This window comes from Clostridium sp. Marseille-P3244 (genome assembly GCF_900120155.1).
GTDB lineage: Bacteria > Bacillota > Clostridia > Lachnospirales > Lachnospiraceae > Mediterraneibacter.
Genome location: NZ_LT635549.1, coordinates 2,553,490 through 2,571,011 on the forward strand (window position 1 = coordinate 2,553,490; position 17,522 = coordinate 2,571,011).

The 17,522-nt window shown below is 46.8% G+C and carries 17 protein-coding genes; 1 reads left to right on the top strand and 16 read right to left on the bottom strand.

The window, feature by feature from the left end; translation table 11 throughout:
* Positions 1-183: 183 nt before the first annotated feature.
* From efp to BQ7367_RS14000, 13 genes are all read right to left on the bottom strand, one after another.
* The gene (gene efp / locus BQ7367_RS13940; protein ID WP_072525986.1) at positions 184-741 is read right to left on the bottom strand and encodes an elongation factor P; all 558 of its coding nucleotides are present in this window, start codon (positions 739-741) and stop codon (positions 184-186) included.
* A 55-nt stretch (positions 742-796) separates the two neighbouring features.
* On the bottom strand, positions 797-1,306 hold the full coding sequence (locus tag BQ7367_RS13945; protein ID WP_072525987.1) for a YqeG family HAD IIIA-type phosphatase: 510 nt from the start codon (positions 1,304-1,306) through the stop codon (positions 797-799).
* A gap of 2 nt (positions 1,307-1,308) precedes the next feature.
* Positions 1,309-2,091 (bottom strand): shikimate kinase, encoded by a 783-nt coding sequence (locus tag BQ7367_RS13950; RefSeq protein ID WP_072525988.1) that lies wholly within the window; start codon positions 2,089-2,091, stop codon positions 1,309-1,311.
* A gap of 83 nt (positions 2,092-2,174) precedes the next feature.
* Positions 2,175-2,846 carry a peptidoglycan recognition protein family protein gene (locus BQ7367_RS13955; protein WP_072525989.1) on the bottom strand — a complete coding sequence of 224 codons (672 nt, stop codon included), beginning with the start codon at positions 2,844-2,846 and terminating at the stop codon, positions 2,175-2,177.
* Positions 2,847-3,072: 226 nt separating this feature from the next.
* Positions 3,073-4,527 carry an IMP dehydrogenase gene (guaB, locus tag BQ7367_RS13960; RefSeq protein ID WP_072525990.1) on the bottom strand — a complete coding sequence of 485 codons (1,455 nt, stop codon included), beginning with the start codon at positions 4,525-4,527 and terminating at the stop codon, positions 3,073-3,075.
* A gap of 78 nt (positions 4,528-4,605) precedes the next feature.
* Entirely contained in the window at positions 4,606-5,394 is a 789-nt protein-coding gene (locus BQ7367_RS13965; protein WP_072525991.1) for a Cof-type HAD-IIB family hydrolase, read from the bottom strand.
* Positions 5,395-5,626: 232 nt separating this feature from the next.
* A complete protein-coding gene (groL, locus tag BQ7367_RS13970) occupies positions 5,627-7,252 on the bottom strand; it encodes a chaperonin GroEL (protein ID WP_072525992.1) in 1,626 nt (541 codons plus the stop codon).
* A gap of 26 nt (positions 7,253-7,278) precedes the next feature.
* Entirely contained in the window at positions 7,279-7,566 is a 288-nt protein-coding gene (locus BQ7367_RS13975) for a co-chaperone GroES (protein WP_072525993.1), read from the bottom strand.
* 174 nt (positions 7,567-7,740) lie between these two features.
* Positions 7,741-8,067, bottom strand: coding sequence for a hypothetical protein (locus BQ7367_RS13980; protein WP_072525994.1), 327 nt, complete (start codon positions 8,065-8,067; stop codon positions 7,741-7,743).
* 17 nt (positions 8,068-8,084) lie between these two features.
* Positions 8,085-8,864 carry a GTP-sensing pleiotropic transcriptional regulator CodY gene (gene codY / locus BQ7367_RS13985; protein WP_072526240.1) on the bottom strand — a complete coding sequence of 260 codons (780 nt, stop codon included), beginning with the start codon at positions 8,862-8,864 and terminating at the stop codon, positions 8,085-8,087.
* A gap of 140 nt (positions 8,865-9,004) precedes the next feature.
* Complete coding sequence (gene topA, locus BQ7367_RS13990; RefSeq protein ID WP_072525995.1) at positions 9,005-11,083, bottom strand: type I DNA topoisomerase; 2,079 nt, start codon at positions 11,081-11,083, stop codon at positions 9,005-9,007.
* 27 nt (positions 11,084-11,110) lie between these two features.
* Positions 11,111-12,223 (bottom strand): DNA-processing protein DprA, encoded by a 1,113-nt coding sequence (gene dprA / locus BQ7367_RS13995; protein WP_072525996.1) that lies wholly within the window; start codon positions 12,221-12,223, stop codon positions 11,111-11,113.
* A gap of 3 nt (positions 12,224-12,226) precedes the next feature.
* Positions 12,227-13,864, bottom strand: a complete 1,638-nt coding sequence (locus BQ7367_RS14000; protein ID WP_143142993.1) for a YifB family Mg chelatase-like AAA ATPase — start codon at positions 13,862-13,864, stop codon at positions 12,227-12,229.
* Positions 13,865-14,045: 181 nt separating this feature from the next.
* Between BQ7367_RS14000 and sigK the strand changes: the two genes are divergently transcribed.
* On the top strand, positions 14,046-14,678 hold the full coding sequence (gene sigK / locus BQ7367_RS14005) for an RNA polymerase sporulation sigma factor SigK (protein WP_072525997.1): 633 nt from the start codon (positions 14,046-14,048) through the stop codon (positions 14,676-14,678).
* A gap of 163 nt (positions 14,679-14,841) precedes the next feature.
* Here the strand turns inward: sigK and pckA are convergent, their stop codons facing one another.
* The 3 genes from pckA to BQ7367_RS14020 all read right to left on the bottom strand — a co-directional run bounded on the left by pckA (position 14,842) and on the right by BQ7367_RS14020 (position 17,513).
* Positions 14,842-16,446: a phosphoenolpyruvate carboxykinase (ATP) gene (pckA, locus tag BQ7367_RS14010; RefSeq protein WP_072525998.1), complete on the bottom strand. Its 1,605-nt coding sequence runs from the start codon at positions 16,444-16,446 to the stop codon at positions 14,842-14,844.
* A gap of 334 nt (positions 16,447-16,780) precedes the next feature.
* Positions 16,781-17,182 carry a cytidine deaminase gene (locus tag BQ7367_RS14015; RefSeq protein WP_072525999.1) on the bottom strand — a complete coding sequence of 134 codons (402 nt, stop codon included), beginning with the start codon at positions 17,180-17,182 and terminating at the stop codon, positions 16,781-16,783.
* Positions 17,169-17,513: a hypothetical protein gene (locus BQ7367_RS14020; protein WP_072526000.1), complete on the bottom strand. Its 345-nt coding sequence runs from the start codon at positions 17,511-17,513 to the stop codon at positions 17,169-17,171. The genes BQ7367_RS14015 and BQ7367_RS14020 overlap by 14 nt, the downstream gene beginning before the upstream one ends.
* Between the last annotated feature and the right edge of the window lie 9 nt (positions 17,514-17,522).

The following is a 17,522-nucleotide window of genomic DNA, read 5'->3' on the forward strand; positions in this document are numbered from 1 at the left end:
GTTCCTCCAGGTTTTCTTTGATCGCTTTTCTTTTTTTCCAATAGTATGAGTATATCCTGTTATCCTGTCTTCTAAAAGCCATTTCCGGAAAAACAAAATGCCCCTCAGACGGTCCTCTTATGAGGCTCCGTCTGAGGGGTAACCGGTCCGGAATCCGTATGATCATCCGTCCGCCGCGTTCAGTCAGACTCTTGACAGATATTCACCTGTACGGGTATCGATCTTCAGTACATCGCCAGTCTCACAGAACAGAGGGACATTAACAGTAGCCCCGGTTTCCACCGTAGCCGGCTTTGTTGCTCCCTGCGCTGTGTCGCCTTTGAATCCCGGCTCTGTCTCTGTGATCGCCAGTTCTACAAAAAGTGGGGGTTCAACAGAAAATACATTACCTTTGTGAGAACAGATCTTCACAGTCTCATTCTCTTTTACGAATTTCAAAGCGTCTCCGACAACATCTGAATTCAGAGCGATCTGATCATATGTCTCCACATCCATAAAGTTATAAAGATCACCGTCTTTATACAGATACTGCATCTCTTTCCTGTCAATATGCGCGTTCTCAAACTTCTCAGTGGGACGGAATGTCTTTTCCACAACGCCTCCGCTGATGATATTTTTTAACTTTGTCCTGACAAAGGCTGCTCCTTTTCCGGGTTTTACATGCTGGAATTCCAAAATCTGATAAATATTACCGTCTATCTCTACTGTAATACCGTTCTTAAAATCACCTGCTGCGACCATTTATCTTCCTCCTTCGATCACGCGCCTTCCCGGCGCTCCACTTTATAATTCTACCTTAATCTTCCTTATTTTTCAATCTTTTTTTATAGAAATGAAGGACAATCTGTTCAAGGCGGCGTTTCAGTACGATCTGTATCTCTTCTTTCGGATGGATAGGCTTTACGAGAATATTGTAAATCCCTGCTCTCTTTGCCCCCCAGACATCCGTGAAAAGCTGATCACCGACAAACACGGTATTCGTCCTGTCAGTCCCCATGATCTCCATAGCTCTGATATAATTTTTCGTGGATGGCTTGTGAGCATTGTAAATATAATTTGTTCTGATCTCCTGATTAAACATTTTTACCCTGGCCTCCCGGTTGTTTGAGATCAGGCAGGAGGCAAATCCGATCTTTTCCAGCCTTTTAAACAGTTTCTTCGCCCGTTCATCCGCCGGCGCTCCATGAGGCACGAGTGTATTATCAATGTCAAAGATCACCCCTCTGTAGCCTTTCTCATACAATTTTTCAAAAGGGATCTTATACGTGGATACCATATAATCATCCGGAAAAAATCTTTCAAACATTATTATCCATCCAACTCCGTTAATTTTGTGATCAGTTCCTCACAGATCTGCAGGATCGTCTTGTCATCGGTCTGTACTACGATATCCGCGGCCTCTTCGTATTTTTCCCGGCGTTTTTCCATCATATCCGCAATAAATTCCACGCTGTTATTACCGTTCAACAGTGGTCTGTCATTGCCGTCTTTGACCCGCTCGTAGATGGTCTCCGGGCTTGCAGTCAGGAGGACTACTCTCCCGTTCTTTTTCATTTCCACTACATTCTCACTGCGAAGCGCTGCTCCTCCTCCGCAGGAAATAATGCAGTTTCTGCCGGTCTGCAGTTCTCTCAGCAGTTCTGTTTCCAGATTCCTGAAATATTCTTCGCCGTAAGTGGCAAAAATATCCGGAATACTCATTTCTTCCCTGTCAGAAATCTCCTGATCCATCTCCACCAGTTTCATGTCAAACATTGTACTCAGATAATCAGCGATCGTGGATTTCCCGGCTCCCATAAAACCGATCAGCACTATATTATAAGAAAAAAGCTTCCTGGCCTGGATCCGTTTACTGTTTCTTAAGATTCTGGCAAAGACATCCTGTATCTCTTCCCGGTACTTGTTTTCCTTAAGTTTTTCATCCAGCCTTTTCTGCTGTTTTGCCTCCTGTGCCGGCTGCAGGATCGGCATGCCATATTTCTCTTTATATGCCATGATCTTTTCGATGATGGCGTTTCTCTCTACAAGGGCATCTATGATCTTATCGTCACAGATAGCCAGCTGCTCCCTGTACATTTCCAAATCGTTCATTTTGAACCTCCATCTTCAGTCTGACCAGTACAGTATAGCAACTTTCCCATCACTTCGCAACATAGAATCCGGGCCTTTCTCCCCTATGTCTGAGTCTTTTGGATCGCCCTTCCTACATCTGTCCTGAAATCCTCCCACGCATTCTCATCTTCCACAAAATACTTGGGGCAGATTTTTCCGGTGACGTCATAATGACGGATTACATCCTCTTCTGAAAGTCCGAATTTTACGCACAGCCATGATGTAAGCTGCACGAGTGACCGATACGTTTCCTCTGTAAATTTTCCTGTCTCATCAGGATGGCAGACTTCTATGGAGACCGTATCAGAATTCCTCTCATTGGAGGCGTAGGCCACCTCCCATGTGGGAACACACTGAATGATCTCGCCTTCCAGACCGACTATAAAATTGCTGCTGGCTTCTGTTTCCTGAGAATACTGAAGACCATTAAAATAGTCCCGGTTCTCCTGGGCCGTACTTCCGGGATTCGCAGTATAATGGATCACAATTCCTGTGATCCCGTCGCTCTCAATCCCCGGTCTGGAAAATGGATTTACGTCAAGCAGCTGCACATCGATCTCCGGTTGTGACGCGTCCACGTCTACCTGATATCCTCTCCCGGATACACAGGACCGGATTCCCAGCACGATCGTCAGGATTACAAGAATAAGCAGGCCTCCCGCGGCATATTTTCGCCTGATATCCTCTTTTTTGCGAACTGTTTTTCCTCTTCTGTTTCTTCTGTATGAACCCATCTGTATGCCTCGCTGCCATCATTTGTGTTATCTGCCGCTACAGTATATATGCCGGACAGATATTTCCCATCATTGAATCATAACACAGAAATATTTCCGTATGGTGAAAAAACTCTTATAAATTTTTAAAGCTTTCTGCCAAAGCGCAGCGTCCGGCAGTTACACTCTGCCGGACGCTGCGCGTGAATGCTCCCTTTTATTCTTTTAATATTGACCCTGACATCTTTTACTCATCTACACTGTAATTGGGTGCTTCTTTTGTAATATGGATGTCATGAGGATGGCTTTCCTTCAATGACGCGGCAGAAATCTTCATAAACCTGCCGTTTGCTTTCAGTTCTTCTATAGTGTGCGTACCACAGTAACCCATACCGGAACGCAGCCCGCCCATGAGCTGGAAAACAGTATCCTCCACTGTTCCTTTATATGCCACGCGGCCTTCTACGCCTTCCGGCACCAATTTCTTCGCGTTTTCCTGGAAATAACGGTCTTTGCTTCCGTTTTCCATTGCCGCGATCGATCCCATTCCACGATATACTTTATATTTTCTTCCCTGATACAGTTCAAAAGTTCCCGGACTCTCATCGCAGCCCGCGAAAATACTTCCCATCATGCATACATTGGCCCCGGCCGCAATCGCTTTTGTCATATCGCCGGAATATTTAATGCCGCCATCCGCGATGACCGGGATTCCATATTCTCTCGCCGCCTCATAACAGTTCATGACTGCCGTAATCTGGGGAACACCGATACCGGCTACCACACGGGTCGTACAGATGGAACCCGGACCGATCCCTACCTTCACCGCGTCCACACCTGCCTCGATAAGCGCTTTTGCGCCCTCTCCTGTAGCCACATTTCCCGCGATCACCTGAAGGTCCGGATACTGCTCTTTTACCATGCGTACCGTGCGGAGAACATTTGCAGAATGGCCATGTGCTGAATCCATCACGATCACATCTACTTTTGCCCTCACGAGTTCAGCCACACGCTCCAGACAGTTCGCAGTGATACCGATGGCAGCCCCACAGAGAAGGCGGCCCTGGGAGTCCTTGGCGGACAAAGGATACTTGATCTGTTTCTCAATATCTTTTATCGTGATAAGTCCTTTCAGATTGCCTTCATCATCTACAATAGGAAGTTTTTCCTTCCTTGCCTTTGCCAGGATCTTCTTCGCCTCCTCAAGAGTGATCCCCTCTTTCGCGGTGATCAGTCCTTCTGAGGTCATGGATTCTTTTATTTTTTTTGAGAAGTCTTCTTCAAATTTCAGGTCACGGTTTGTAATGATTCCTACAAGCTTACGTCCCTCTGTGATCGGGACTCCCGAGATACGGAATTTTGCCATCAGATTATTGGCATCCTCCAGAGTATTCTCCGGAGACAGATAAAACGGATCCGTGATCACGCCATTCTCTGATCTCTTTACCTTGTCAACCTCCTCTGCCTGCGCCTCGATAGACATATTCTTATGTATGATTCCTATACCGCCCTGGCGCGCCATGGCGATAGCCATCCGGTGCTCAGTCACTGTGTCCATACCTGCGCTCATCATCGGAATGTTCAGCCTGATCTTTTTCGTCAGATCGGTTGACAGATCCACCTCATTTGGAATTACTTCGGAATATGCCGGGATAAGCAGTACATCATCAAAAGTAATTCCTTCCCCAATAATCTTTCCCATTTTGTCTGACCTCTCTTTCTTTTGAATCCACATATGTAAAACTTTTACCTGATATACTACAGAAATTCAATCCGTATGTCAACAGTTTTCCTCCCGGATCATATGAAAGTGTTCCAGAGCGCGCCGGATCCCATCCTGATCCGCTCTTTCTGTCACATAATCCGCAGAATATCTGACTCTTTCTTCTGCGTTTCCCATAGCAACTCCGATCCCCGCATATTTGAGCATGTCAATGTCATTTTCAGCATCTCCAAAGGCCATTGTCTCACTGGGCAGGAACCCCAGTTTCCTCATAAAATACTCCATGCCTCTCGCCTTTCCCCCTCCGGCCGGAATAATATCAATGGCTCTGCTGCTCCAGTGGGTGATTTTGCAGTCGGACCCAAGATCCCTTTCTATTCTGTCCTGTCCGTCTTTTTCAAGATAAGCAATGGCCTGATACAGCGGCTGGCCACTGTATTCCCCCATATCCGGAAGCGGAGTGGATATTTCTGCCTGGGCTTCCCGCACAGTCTGGTCGATCTTGTTAATATAAAACCGGCCTTCCTCGATTAATATGAGGGGGATCTTCCCCGAATGAAATATGGATACAAGCCGTTCTGTCATTTCTCTGTCAAACGGAGCGCCCCACAAAAATTTCTTCCTGCCGTCCAGACACAGCTGCCCATTCAGGGTAATGTATCCGTCGAAATCCATTCCGTCTAACGTCAGCTGCTCCAGCTCGGCCGTGTGCCTGCCGGTAGACACAAAAACTTTTATACCATTTTCCCTCAGTTGTCTTACAGCGGCTCTTGCGCTGTATGGCACTCTCCCCAGTTCGTGAGAGAACAGGGTGTCGTCAATATCGAAAAATACTGCTTTAATCATGTTAAATTTCTTTGTTCCTTTATTTTCTGCCTGTTTTATCAGGCAGTCATTTTCATTCTCAATTGTTGATTATATCAGACAATCTATTATAAGACAAATTCGAGGAACGCGTTATTCTGTCCGGCATTACCGATTTGTATCTGTAATGTATGCTGTCCCCAGACCCGGAAAAGGACGTACAGCCCTCTGGCTATACGTCCTTTTTGCTTTATACTTTATCAACGGTGTGAAATTACATCATACCCATTCCGCCTGCGCCGCCTGCCGGAACTGCCGGTGCCGACTCTTTGATCGTGCTTACCACTGACTCTGTCGTGAGCAGTGTGGAAGCTACGCTTGTGGCGTTCTGCAGAGCGCTTCTTGTAACCTTGGCCGGATCAAGGATTCCCTTTCTGACCATATCCACATATTTTTCTTCATATGCGTCAAATCCTCTGCCCGGTTTTGACTCTTTTACTTTATTAACGATAACCGCACCCTCAAGACCGGCATTTTCAGCGATCTGATACAGAGGAGCTTCCAGAGCCTTCAGAATGATCTTTGCGCCTGTCTTCTCGTCTCCTTCCAGAGTCTCTGCCAGCTCTGCCACTTCCTTGGCAGCATGGATATACGCGGAACCGCCGCCTGCGATGATACCTTCTTCTACCGCTGCCCTTGTAGCATTCAGAGCGTCCTCCATACGAAGCTTTGCTTCTTTCATCTCAGTCTCTGTAGCCGCGCCTACACGTATAACCGCTACGCCGCCTGACAGTTTTGCGAGTCTTTCCTGAAGCTTCTCTCTGTCAAAATCAGAAGTTGTCTCTTCAATAGCCACCTTGATCTGGCTGATTCTGTCGTTGATCGCATCCTTAGATCCGCATCCGTCAACGATAACAGTATTTTCTTTCTGTACTTTAACGGATTTTGCCCGTCCAAGCTGTTCCATCGTTGTTTCTTTCAGCTCAAGGCCAAGCTCCTCAGAGATAACCTGCCCGCCTGTCAGGATCGCGATATCCTGAAGCATTTCTTTTCTCCTGTCGCCGTATCCCGGAGCTTTCACTGCGACTACATTGAATGTTCCGCGCAGCTTGTTGACGATCAGAGTCGTAAGAGCTTCTCCTTCAATATCCTCTGCGATGATAAGAAGTCTTGCTCCGGACTGTACGATCTGCTCAAGGATCGGAAGGATATCCTGAATATTGGAGATCTTCTTGTCTGTGATCAGGATATACGGATCGTCCAGGACTGCCTCCATCTTCTCCATATCTGTTGCCATGTAAGCGGAAATATATCCGCGGTCAAACTGCATTCCTTCTACAAGATCCAGCTCTGTCTGCATCGTCTTGGACTCTTCAATAGTAATAACACCGTCATTGGAGACCTTCTCCATTGCATCGGCCACCATCTTTCCTACTTCTTCATCTCCGGAAGAAACTGTGGCAACTCTTGCGATCTGCTCCTTGCCCTTTACTTTGCTGCTCATAGCCTGGATCGCCTCAACAGCCTTGTCTGTGGCCTTCTTCATACCTTTTCTCAGTACGATCGGGTTCGCGCCTGCTTCCAGGTTCTTCATTCCTTCATGCACCATAGCCTGTGCCAGAACAGTCGCTGTCGTTGTACCGTCTCCGGCCACATCATTCGTCTTGGAAGCTACTTCTCTGATCAGCTGTGCTCCCATATTCTCAAATCCGTCTTCCAGCTCGATCTCTTTGGCGATCGTAACGCCGTCGTTCGTGATCAGCGGCGCGCCGAAAGATTTGTCAAGGACTACATTCCTTCCCTTTGGTCCAAGTGTTACCTTTACTGTATCTGCCAGTTTATCAACGCCTTTTTCCAGTGCTGCCCTGGCTTCAGCTCCGTATTTGATTTCCTTTGCCATCTCTGAACATCTCCTTTATTCTTTAATTATTCACTCACAATCGCAAGAATGTCGTTCTGTTTTACGATAATGTATTCCTCGCCGTCAAGTTCCACTTCTGTTCCGGCATATTTAGAATAAATAACCTTCTCTCCGACTTTCACCTGCATAACGACTTCTTTGCCATCTATATTTCCGCCGGGTCCCACAGCGATAACTTCTGCTTCCTGCGGTTTTTCTTTCGCCTGTCCCGGGAGCACGATACCGGACTTTGTCGTCTCTTCTGCTTCTAACTGTTTTAAAACAATTTTGTCACCCAAAGGTACTAACTTCATTGTAATTCCTCCTTAAGCTTTGTTTATTAGCACTCATTTCTTTCGAGTGCTAAACCTCATGAATATAAAATAGCACTCTGCTCTCGATTTGTCAACACAGTTTATGAGGTTTTTATAAAGAACCTTTTACGGATTCGTAATTATACTGTTTTCCCATCATAAAAAGCGTGCCGCTCAGGCACGCTTTGCAATACTTTTTCCTTCATATACATTATAAAAACCGTTTTCGATCCGGAACTTCAGGAGATTTTTATTTTCCATGCAGTACCGCTCCTTTACCACACCTGTACAATACAGTAATTCAGTCTTTGTGGATATATAGCACCGGTACTTCGCGTCCAGAGAAATGGCCGTCAATTCATCTTCCTTAAGCTCCAGATAAATATTATCCTCTTCCGGGTCATATTTATGGACCCTGCACTGGCGGGTAGAATCATCAAAAATGCCGTCCGCCGAAATGTTCTTTTCCATCCGAAGATCTACAGGATTGCCTTCATACATAACAGCCTGCCTCCTGATCACATACGCTCTTTTTTGATCTTATCAAGCTCGGCAAACACATATTCATTCAGAACTTTGATATATGTACCCTTCATCCCTGATGAACGGGACTCGATCACCCCCGCGCTCTCAAACTTACGCAGCGCGTTGACGATAACAGAGCGGGTAATTCCAACACGGTCCGCGACTTTGCTCGCCACAAGGATCCCTTCGGTCCCTCCCAGCTCGTCAAAGATATGCATAATCGCCTCCAGTTCAGAAAAGGAAAGTGTACTTATGGCAGACTGTACGATATGTTCCTTTCTTGTCTCCTCCGCGTTTTCTTCATTGACAGAACGGAGCATCTCAAGGCCAACTACAGCAGTACCATACTCACTGAGTATGATATCATCAATAGAATAAGTGGAACCTTGTTTGTAAATGAACAGTGTCCCCAGTCTTTCTCCGGCAATATCTATCGGTGTGATGATCGCCTGGTATCCCTCCACTGCTTCCGGAGAAAATCCCAGAGTTTCAAGATTTACATTTTCTTTCGTTGAAAGGATACTCAGCAATCTCTCATTCAGCATCTCATCGATATGGGACCCCACTGATTCTGTGATAAGTTCATGAATTTCTTTCACTTCAGGACCTTTCCCCACTCCGAGTATCTTGCCCTTTCTGCTTACGACCAGCACATTTGAGTCAAGGATCTCTGTGAGAACCGCACAGATATCATTAAACACAACCTTACTCGAATTATTATTGTGCAGCAGCTTGTTGATTTTTCTTGTTTTATCCAACAGTTGTACGCTCATTACTTCCTCCGCATCCTGATCTGTATACTTTTTTGTATACTTTTCAATTGTATAGACAAATTCAAATAAATAAAGAGACAGAATTATATTATCATACAATTTCAGGAATAACAATACAATTTATTTATTCTGTATGGTTTTTATTGTTTTTTCTGGTCCAGGACTGTCACATAACCGCATTTCTCATCCGCGCAGACCAGTTTATTGCCTTTCTCCAGCATGTATCCGCCGCATTCCGGACATTTTTCCTTCGATGGTTTCTGCCAGGACATGAACTCGCATTCCGGATTATTTTCGCACCCGTAATACTTTCTGCCTTTCTTTGTTTTGCGGATCACTACTTCTTTCCCGCACATCGGACAGGGTACTCCGATCTTTTCCAGGTAAGGCTTTGTATTCCGGCATTCCGGGAATCCCGGACAGGCAAGAAATTTCCCGTGCGGGCCATACTTAATGACCATGTTGCGGCCGCATTCTTCACAGATAACGTCTGTTACTTCATCTTCAATCTTTACACTCTCCAGTTCTTTTTCCGCTTTCCGGACCGCTTCATCCAGATCCGGGTAAAAGTTCCGGATCACTTCTTTCCACTCAACCTTTCCCTCTGCCACCATATCCAGCAGACCCTCCATATTGGCGGTAAAATTCACATCCACAATACTGGGGAAGGACTGTTTCATCATATTGTTCACTACTTCACCCAATTCGGTGATGTAGAGATTCTTTGCCTCCTTGATCACATATCTGCGCCCCAGGATGATAGAAATGGTCGGCGCGTAAGTGCTTGGCCGTCCGATGCCCAGCTCCTCCAGTTCCTTGACCAGACTGGCCTCTGTGTAGTGGGCCGGAGGCTGAGTAAAATGCTGTTTCGGATCAAATTTTTCTCTGGACAGAACGGAATCCATCGTCAGATTCCCTACAAGAACATTACTCTCTTCTTTTTCCTCATCCGCTTCTGTATATACGGTATGGAATCCGTCAAACAGCACTTTGGAGGTGGACACCGTAAAACAATACATATCCGCTCCGATTTTCACGGAGATCACCTCATAACGGGCAGGAGCCATGCGACTTGCCACAAATCGTTTCCAGATAAGCTGATACAGACGGAACTGATCCCTTGTCAGAGAATCCTTCAGCGAGGCCGGAGTCCTCGTGATGTCTGTAGGACGAATCGCCTCATGCGCGTCCTGGATCTTTTTGCTGTCATTTTGATTTCTGCTGCCCGCCACTGTATATTCTTTTCCATAAGCGGATGAGATGTAGTCTCTGGCCGCCGCATCTGCCTCGTCCGCGATCCTGGTGGAGTCTGTACGAAGATAAGTGATGACACCGACAGTCCCGTTGCCCTTGATATCAATCCCCTCATACAACTGCTGCGCGATCCGCATGGTCTTCTGAGTGCCAAAATTCAGTGCCTTTGCCGCTTCCTGCTGAAGGGTACTGGTGGTGAATGGAAGCGGCGCTTTCCGGATCCGTTCACCTGTCTTTATGTCTGTGATCTTAAATTCGGCATTTTCTATCTTTTTTAAGATTTCTTTTAATTCCTCCCCGGAACGGATGGTCAGTTTTTTCTTGTCCGTACCGTAGAATTTCGCGGTAAGAGGGCGCTTTTCTCCCTTTACTTTCAGGATCGCGTCCAGTGTCCAGTATTCCTCCGGAATAAACGCATTGATCTCGTCTTCCCTGTCTGCCACCAGACGAAGTGCTACCGACTGGACACGCCCCGCGCTCAGGCCTCTCTTTACTTTCGCCCAAAGGAGCGGACTGATGCGGTATCCCACCATACGGTCCAGCACACGTCTGGCCTGCTGGGCATTGACCAGGTTCATATCGATATCTCTGGGAGATTTCAGCGACGCTTTTACTGCGTTTTTCGTAATCTCATTGAACGTAATGCGCCTCATCTTTTTTTCATCCAGCTTCAGAGCAGCCGCCAGATGCCATGAAATGGCCTCCCCTTCCCGATCAGGGTCAGTGGCAAGGTACACTTTGTCCGACTTTTTTACTTCCTTCCTTAAAGCCGCGAGTATATCGCCTTTCCCACGTATCGTGATATATTTGGGTTCATAATCATGTTCGATATCGATGCCGAGTGAACTCTTCGGCAGATCGCGGACATGTCCCTGAGACGCCGCGACCGTGTAGCTGCTCCCCAGAAATTTTTTGATCGTCTTTACTTTGGCAGGCGATTCTACGATAACAAGATAATGTGCCATAAACTAAATTCCTCCATCCCGGCGGCCTTATGCCCGGACATAATGATTCTTTGAAATTTCTCTTACATATCCCTGTAATTCAAGGGATACCAAATGCTCCATGAGCTCTTTCGCGCTCAGTTCAGTATCCGATATAAGCTGATCTATACTCTTCGGATAAAAGCCAAGGCAACTATACACCAATTTTTCTGGACTTTCAAGCATTTTTTCATTTTTATCAGTCTTTTTGCCCTCTGCAGATCCCCTCTTTTTCTCTTCGACTGTCTCATTTTCGGCCGCCAGATTCCACTCTTTTACCAGTTCCTCTGGTGACAGAAGCACCCCGGCGCCCTGCCGGATCAGCCGGTTACACCCATCGCTCATAAGGCTGTTCACCGGCCCCGGGAGCGCATAGACGTCTCTTCCCTGCTCCAGGGCCATATCTACCGTGATCAGAGATCCGCTTTTTCTTCCTGCTTCCATTACCAGGACGGTATCTGACATTCCGCTGATAATCCGGTTACGGGCAGGAAAGTTCTGGGGGAAGGGCGGTGTACCCGGAGGCTGTTCTGATACGATCCCCCCTCCGTGATCCAGAATATCTCTGTAAAGTCCGATATATTCCTTCGGATAGCACACATCCACTCCTGAACCAAGCACCGCATAAGTCCTTCCACCGCCCAGAAGCGCGCCCCGGTGTCCCATTCCGTCAACCCCTCTGGCCATCCCGCTGATGATCTCCACACCGTGCTCAGCCAGTACTCTGGCAAAATCCACCGCATATTTTTCTCCGTATGGAGTACAGCGTCTGGCCCCTACAATGGCCACTTTTTTTCCTTCTTCATCAGGCAGTTTTCCCTTTACATAGAGCGCATACGGAAAATCAGGTATCTCACGGAGTCTTTGGGGATACCCGGGAGAAAACCATGGGAGGAATCGAATTCCTTTCTCACGCAGCTTTTCATATTCAGCCTCCGGATTTTTTATTTTCTTTGCCTGCATAATTCTATTTTGTTCCTGCTCATTCAAGAACCTCAATTTTTGTAATCGCGTATCTTCTATATAATAAACCGCTTCTGCTGTCTTCAATTTATCCCGCAGAAGGCATTTCTTTTTCATCGGTATCCCTTTGATCCGTGCCAGCCAGTATTCATATTTCATTCTTTATCTCCCCCAGTATCTCCTGTCTATCATCCGGTACCCGATCGCTTCCTTCAGATGCCTCTCCTTAATTTGTTCCGAGCGATCCAGATCAGCGATAGTCCTTGCGGTCCTGATGACCCTGTGGTAGGTACGGGCCGTCATCCCCATGGCAGTAAATGCCCGTTCCATCAGGGCCTGTTCGCTGCTGCCCAGCGCACAGTATTTCTTAAGATCTTTTCCTTCCAGCATGGAATTATTTCTGATCTCTGTTCCCTGATAACGCTCCTCCTGGAGTTTTCTCACCTGACACACCCGTTTCCTGATCTCTTCTGAGCCTTCTTTGTTTTCCTCTTCTGCCAGGTCTTTATAGTTTACTCTTGCCGCCTCTACACACAGATCAATCCGGTCCAGAAACGGTCTGCTTATCCTGTTTAAATATGCCTGGATCTGGGACGGTGTACAGGTACATTTCTCCAGATCCGGATAGCATCCGCAGGGACAGGGATTCATTGCCGCCACAAGGATAAAATCTGCCGGAAAACTGTAGGTGCCGTACGTTCTTGATATCTGGATCTTTCGATCTTCCAGCGGCTGGCGCAGTACTTCCAGGACCGGTTTTTTGAACTCCGGCAGTTCATCCAGAAAAAGGACTCCTCGATGGGCAAGGCTGATCTCTCCTGGTCGGGGAATGATCCCGCCTCCGGTCAGAGCCGCCCGGGTAACCGCATGATGCACTTCCCGGAAGGGCCTTCTGCGGATCAAAGGAGCCTGTTCGTCCAGCATGCCCAGGACACTGTAAACTCTTGTGATCTCCATACTCTCTTCCAGGCTTAAGGGAGGAAGTATCCCTGCAATACACTTTGCCGTCATAGACTTTCCGCTTCCAGGCGGACCGATCATAAGCAGATTATGGCCGCCCGCGACCGCGATCTCCGCGGCTCTTCTTACATTTTCCTGCCCACGTATCTCTTTAAAATCGGGACCTGTTTCCTCTGAAATCTCCTGACTGCGCTTTGCCGGAATAATCCCCGCCTTCCTTTCGCCTCTTAAAACTGCCGCTGTCTCCTCAAGACTCTTTACTCCTATCACCCGCATGCCTTCTACAAGAGCCCCCTCCGCCGCGTTTTCCCATGGAACAACACAGCAGGATATCCCTGCCTCTTTTGCTTTCAGCGCTACAGGCAGGATTCCCGGTACTTTTCTGACTTTTCCGTCAAGGCCCAGTTCCCCTATGATCAGGCAGTTTTTCACTGCCTCCGCACTGATCTGCCCGAGAGACATCAGGATTGCCGCGGCGATAGGCAGGTCAAAAGATGCTCCTCTCTTTCTCAGAGTAGCCGGTGATAAATTGATCACCGTACGTTTCGCCGGATATTCGAACCCCGAATTTCTGATCGCGGTCCTTACCCGCTCTCCTGCCTCTTTTACCTCAGAGGACAGATAGCCTACCATGTGAAATACCGGCAGTCCATTTGAGACATCCGCCTCCACATGGACAAATTCCACTCCAAGTCCTTCGATGGATGCGGATAAAATTGTGCTGAAACTCATCTGCGCTCCTTTCTCTTGAGTTCCCTGTAAATAATCACCCGTACAAACACCACTGATCTGTTGATAAAAGTGAAATCCGGCCGATACAGCCAGACACCCTGCCGTCATAACAAACGACCGCAGGCGGTAAGATCTCCGGGAAAAGACTTTCCCAAGAATGTACGTCCATCATAGCCTACGCGGCTGCGGATGTCAAGACCGAGATACCGGATGTCCTTCTTTCTTGTGGAAAAGCACAATCCCCGGAATCGTTTCATACACTATATCAAATGTGCTAAGAGGTGCCGTCTTGAAATCATTTCCCAACCCCCTCACTCCTTCGGAAGAGAAGTATTACATCCAGAGATATACAGAGGGAGACCTCGAAGCAAAGCACATACTGATCGAACGAAACTTAAGACTTGTAGCCCATGTGATCAAAAAATATCAAAATCTGGAGGAAGATCCCGATGATCTGATCTCGATAGGAACCATCGGACTGATCAAAGCAGTCGTCACTTTTAATCCGGACAAAGGAAACCGTCTTGCCGCATATGCTTCCCGATGCGTGGAAAATGAAATATTGATGCACCTGCGTTCCAGGAAAAAGGCCTCAAAAGAAATCTCTCTGTATGAACCGATCGGTACGGACAGGGAGGGTAATGAGATCAGGCTCTATGACATCATCGAAACGGATGAGGCAGATGTCCCCGATAAAATCTACCTGAAAGAAAATATACAGAAGCTGTATGAAAAAGTTGAAAACGAGCTTTCTAAAAGAGAAAAGCTCGTTTTAAAAATGCGATATGGGCTTTATAACGGAGAGGAATACACCCAGCGGGAAATTGCCAGACAGCTTGGTATTTCCCGCTCTTACGTCTCCAGGATCGAAAAAAGCGCGATTGAAAAACTGAGAGACTTTTTTGATCCGGATGAAAATTAGCTGATTTTCCGACTTCCCGGTCAAAAAAGCATCCCGAGAAAAAGGGACCATGTCCCGTCGCCAGCATACTGACAGGCAGCACTCATCCGCTCATCAGTATGCTCTGTTTTCAGACAGAACACAGTCCCTTTTTATTTTTCACAGATTTCCAAACAGAACCGGATCACTCCTGCGGGCCTGCTGCCACCAGGGCTTTTCCAAGCTCATTGCTCTCATATTTCTTGAAGTTCTTCACGAATCTTGCGGCAAGATCTTTCGCCTTTGTCTCCCACTCGGAAGCTTCAGCGTATGTGTCACGCGGATCAAGGATCGCGGGATCAACGCCCGGCAGTTCTGTCGGAACCTCAAAGTTGAAGAACGGGATCTTCTTTGTCGGCGCGTCCAGGATCGCTCCGCTTAAGATCGCGTCAATAATGCCACGTGTGTCTTTGATGGAGATACGTTTGCCTGTACCGTTCCATCCTGTATTTACGAGGTAAGCCTTTGCTCCGCTCTCCTTCATTCTCTTAACAAGCTCTTCCGCGTATTTCGTCGGGTGCAGCTCCAGGAACGCCTGTCCAAAGCATGCAGAGAAGGTCGGTGTCGGCTCTGTGATACCACGCTCTGTTCCTGCCAGTTTTGCCGTAAATCCGGACAGGAAGTAGTACTCTGTCTGCTCCGGAGTCAGTACAGATACCGGAGGAAGTACGCCGAAAGCGTCAGCGGACAGGAAGATCACATTCTTTGCCGCCGGAGCTGCGGATACCGGGCGCACGATCTTCTCAATGTGGTCGATCGGATAAGATACACGTGTATTCTCTGTCACACTCTTGTCTGTAAAATCAATTTTTCCATCCGCGTCAAGTGTAACATTCTCAAGAAGAGCGTTTCTCTTGATAGCATTATAAATATCCGGCTCAGAATCTTTGTCCAGATCGATGACTTTCGCGTAGCATCCACCCTCAAAGTTAAAGATCCCGTTGTCATCCCAGCCGTGCTCGTCATCTCCGATGAGAAGTCTCTTCGGATCTGTGGACAGTGTCGTCTTTCCTGTTCCGGAAAGGCCGAAGAAGATGGCTGTATTCTCGCCGTTCATATCTGTGTTTGCTGAGCAGTGCATGGAAGCGATGCCCTTCAGCGGCAGATAATAGTTCATCATGGAGAACATACCTTTCTTCATCTCTCCGCCGTACCATGTATTCGCGATCACCTGCTCACGTGTTGTGATATTGAACATAACCGCTGTCTCAGATCTTAATCCCAGCTCTTTGTAGTTCTCTACTTTTGCCTTTGACGCATTGTATACGACAAAGTCCGGTGTAAAGTTCTCAAGTTCCTCCTCTGTCGGACGGATGAACATGTTCTTTACAAAATGAGCCTGCCAGGCTACTTCCATAATAAAACGGATGGACATACGTGTGTCTTTATTCGCTCCGCAGAACGCATCGATCACGAAAAGTCTCTTGTTGGAGAGTTCCTTAATAGCAAGATCTTTTACCGCGCTCCACGCCTCCTGGCTTGCCGGATGGTTGTCGTTTTTGTACTCGTCGGAAGTCCACCATACTGTGTCTTTCGAATTCTCATCCATTACAATGTATTTGTCTTTCGGGGAACGTCCTGTATAAATACCTGTCATAACGTTAACTGCACCGAGCTCACTTACCTGGCCCTTATCATAGCCTTCCAGGTTCGGGTTTGTCTCTTCTTCAAACAGCATCTCGTAAGAAGGATTGTAAACAATTTCTGTAGTTCCGGTAATACCATACTGAGTTAAATCAATCTTTGACATATTACTCTTTACCTCTCTCTTTCTATAGTATTTGCCGCCAGATATACTGAAATATCCTCTGACGTAGGTACAGTTCTCATTATACAAAACTATTGGCAAAAAATCAACAATAATCTTTTCCAACTTTTTCTTTTATCTGAAGGTTTTTTTGCATTTAAATTCATACAATCCAGTCAATTTCCGCAATGTTTGTTGATTTTGGCATAAAAAATGCAAGATTTTATTTAAAATCTTGCATTTTAATTCATTTTTATGGTATCTACGCTCTCCTGATCAGCTGTATCAGGTATTCCCGCTCTCTCTGATCGTTAAATATTCTACATTTTCAACTTGCCTAAAACATTTCCGGAAGAAGTTCTCCAAGAGTGTATTCTTTGTATTCTGACACCGATCTGGCGCAGATGACTCTGAAACTGTCCGCCTGACAGAACTCCGCCATTACCTGCCGGCACACCCCGCAAGGATAACACCAGACCGGAGCATCTTCTCCGCCAACTATCGCAATGGCCAGAAATTCTCTCTCCCCTTCGGATACTGCCTTAAAAAAAGCTGTTCTCTCCGCGCAGTTCGTAGGGCCGTAGGCACGGTTCTCTATGTTGCATCCCGAATATATCTTCCCGTCCGTACAGAGCAGAGCCGCTCCTACCCGGAAATGAGAATAGGGACTGTATGAATTTTCACGGGCCAGCAAAGCAGCCTGGATCAGCCCGGCAGCATTTATTTCAGTAATATTCATTTTTGACCTTCGTTGTATAGATTCCAAACCAGATCAGCACGCACAGAAACACTACCATTCCCACCATATCCACTACGGCCATCGGATATATATAGCAGTGGACAATGTCGATGCCTCCGTATATTACCGCTGTGATCCCGAATATCAAAAGGGCCGGGCCGGCTTTTCTGATATAGGCTTCCTTGTCTTTGCATTTTTTATATCTGTACTCTTTTCCCAGAAGAAGCGTCTCGCTTACCTCACCTGTCGCTTTCATCTTCACAAACGCATATACGGCATATATCCCGCAGATAAATACCATAATTCCAATAAATCCCCAGACACTGTCCATTGTTTTTTC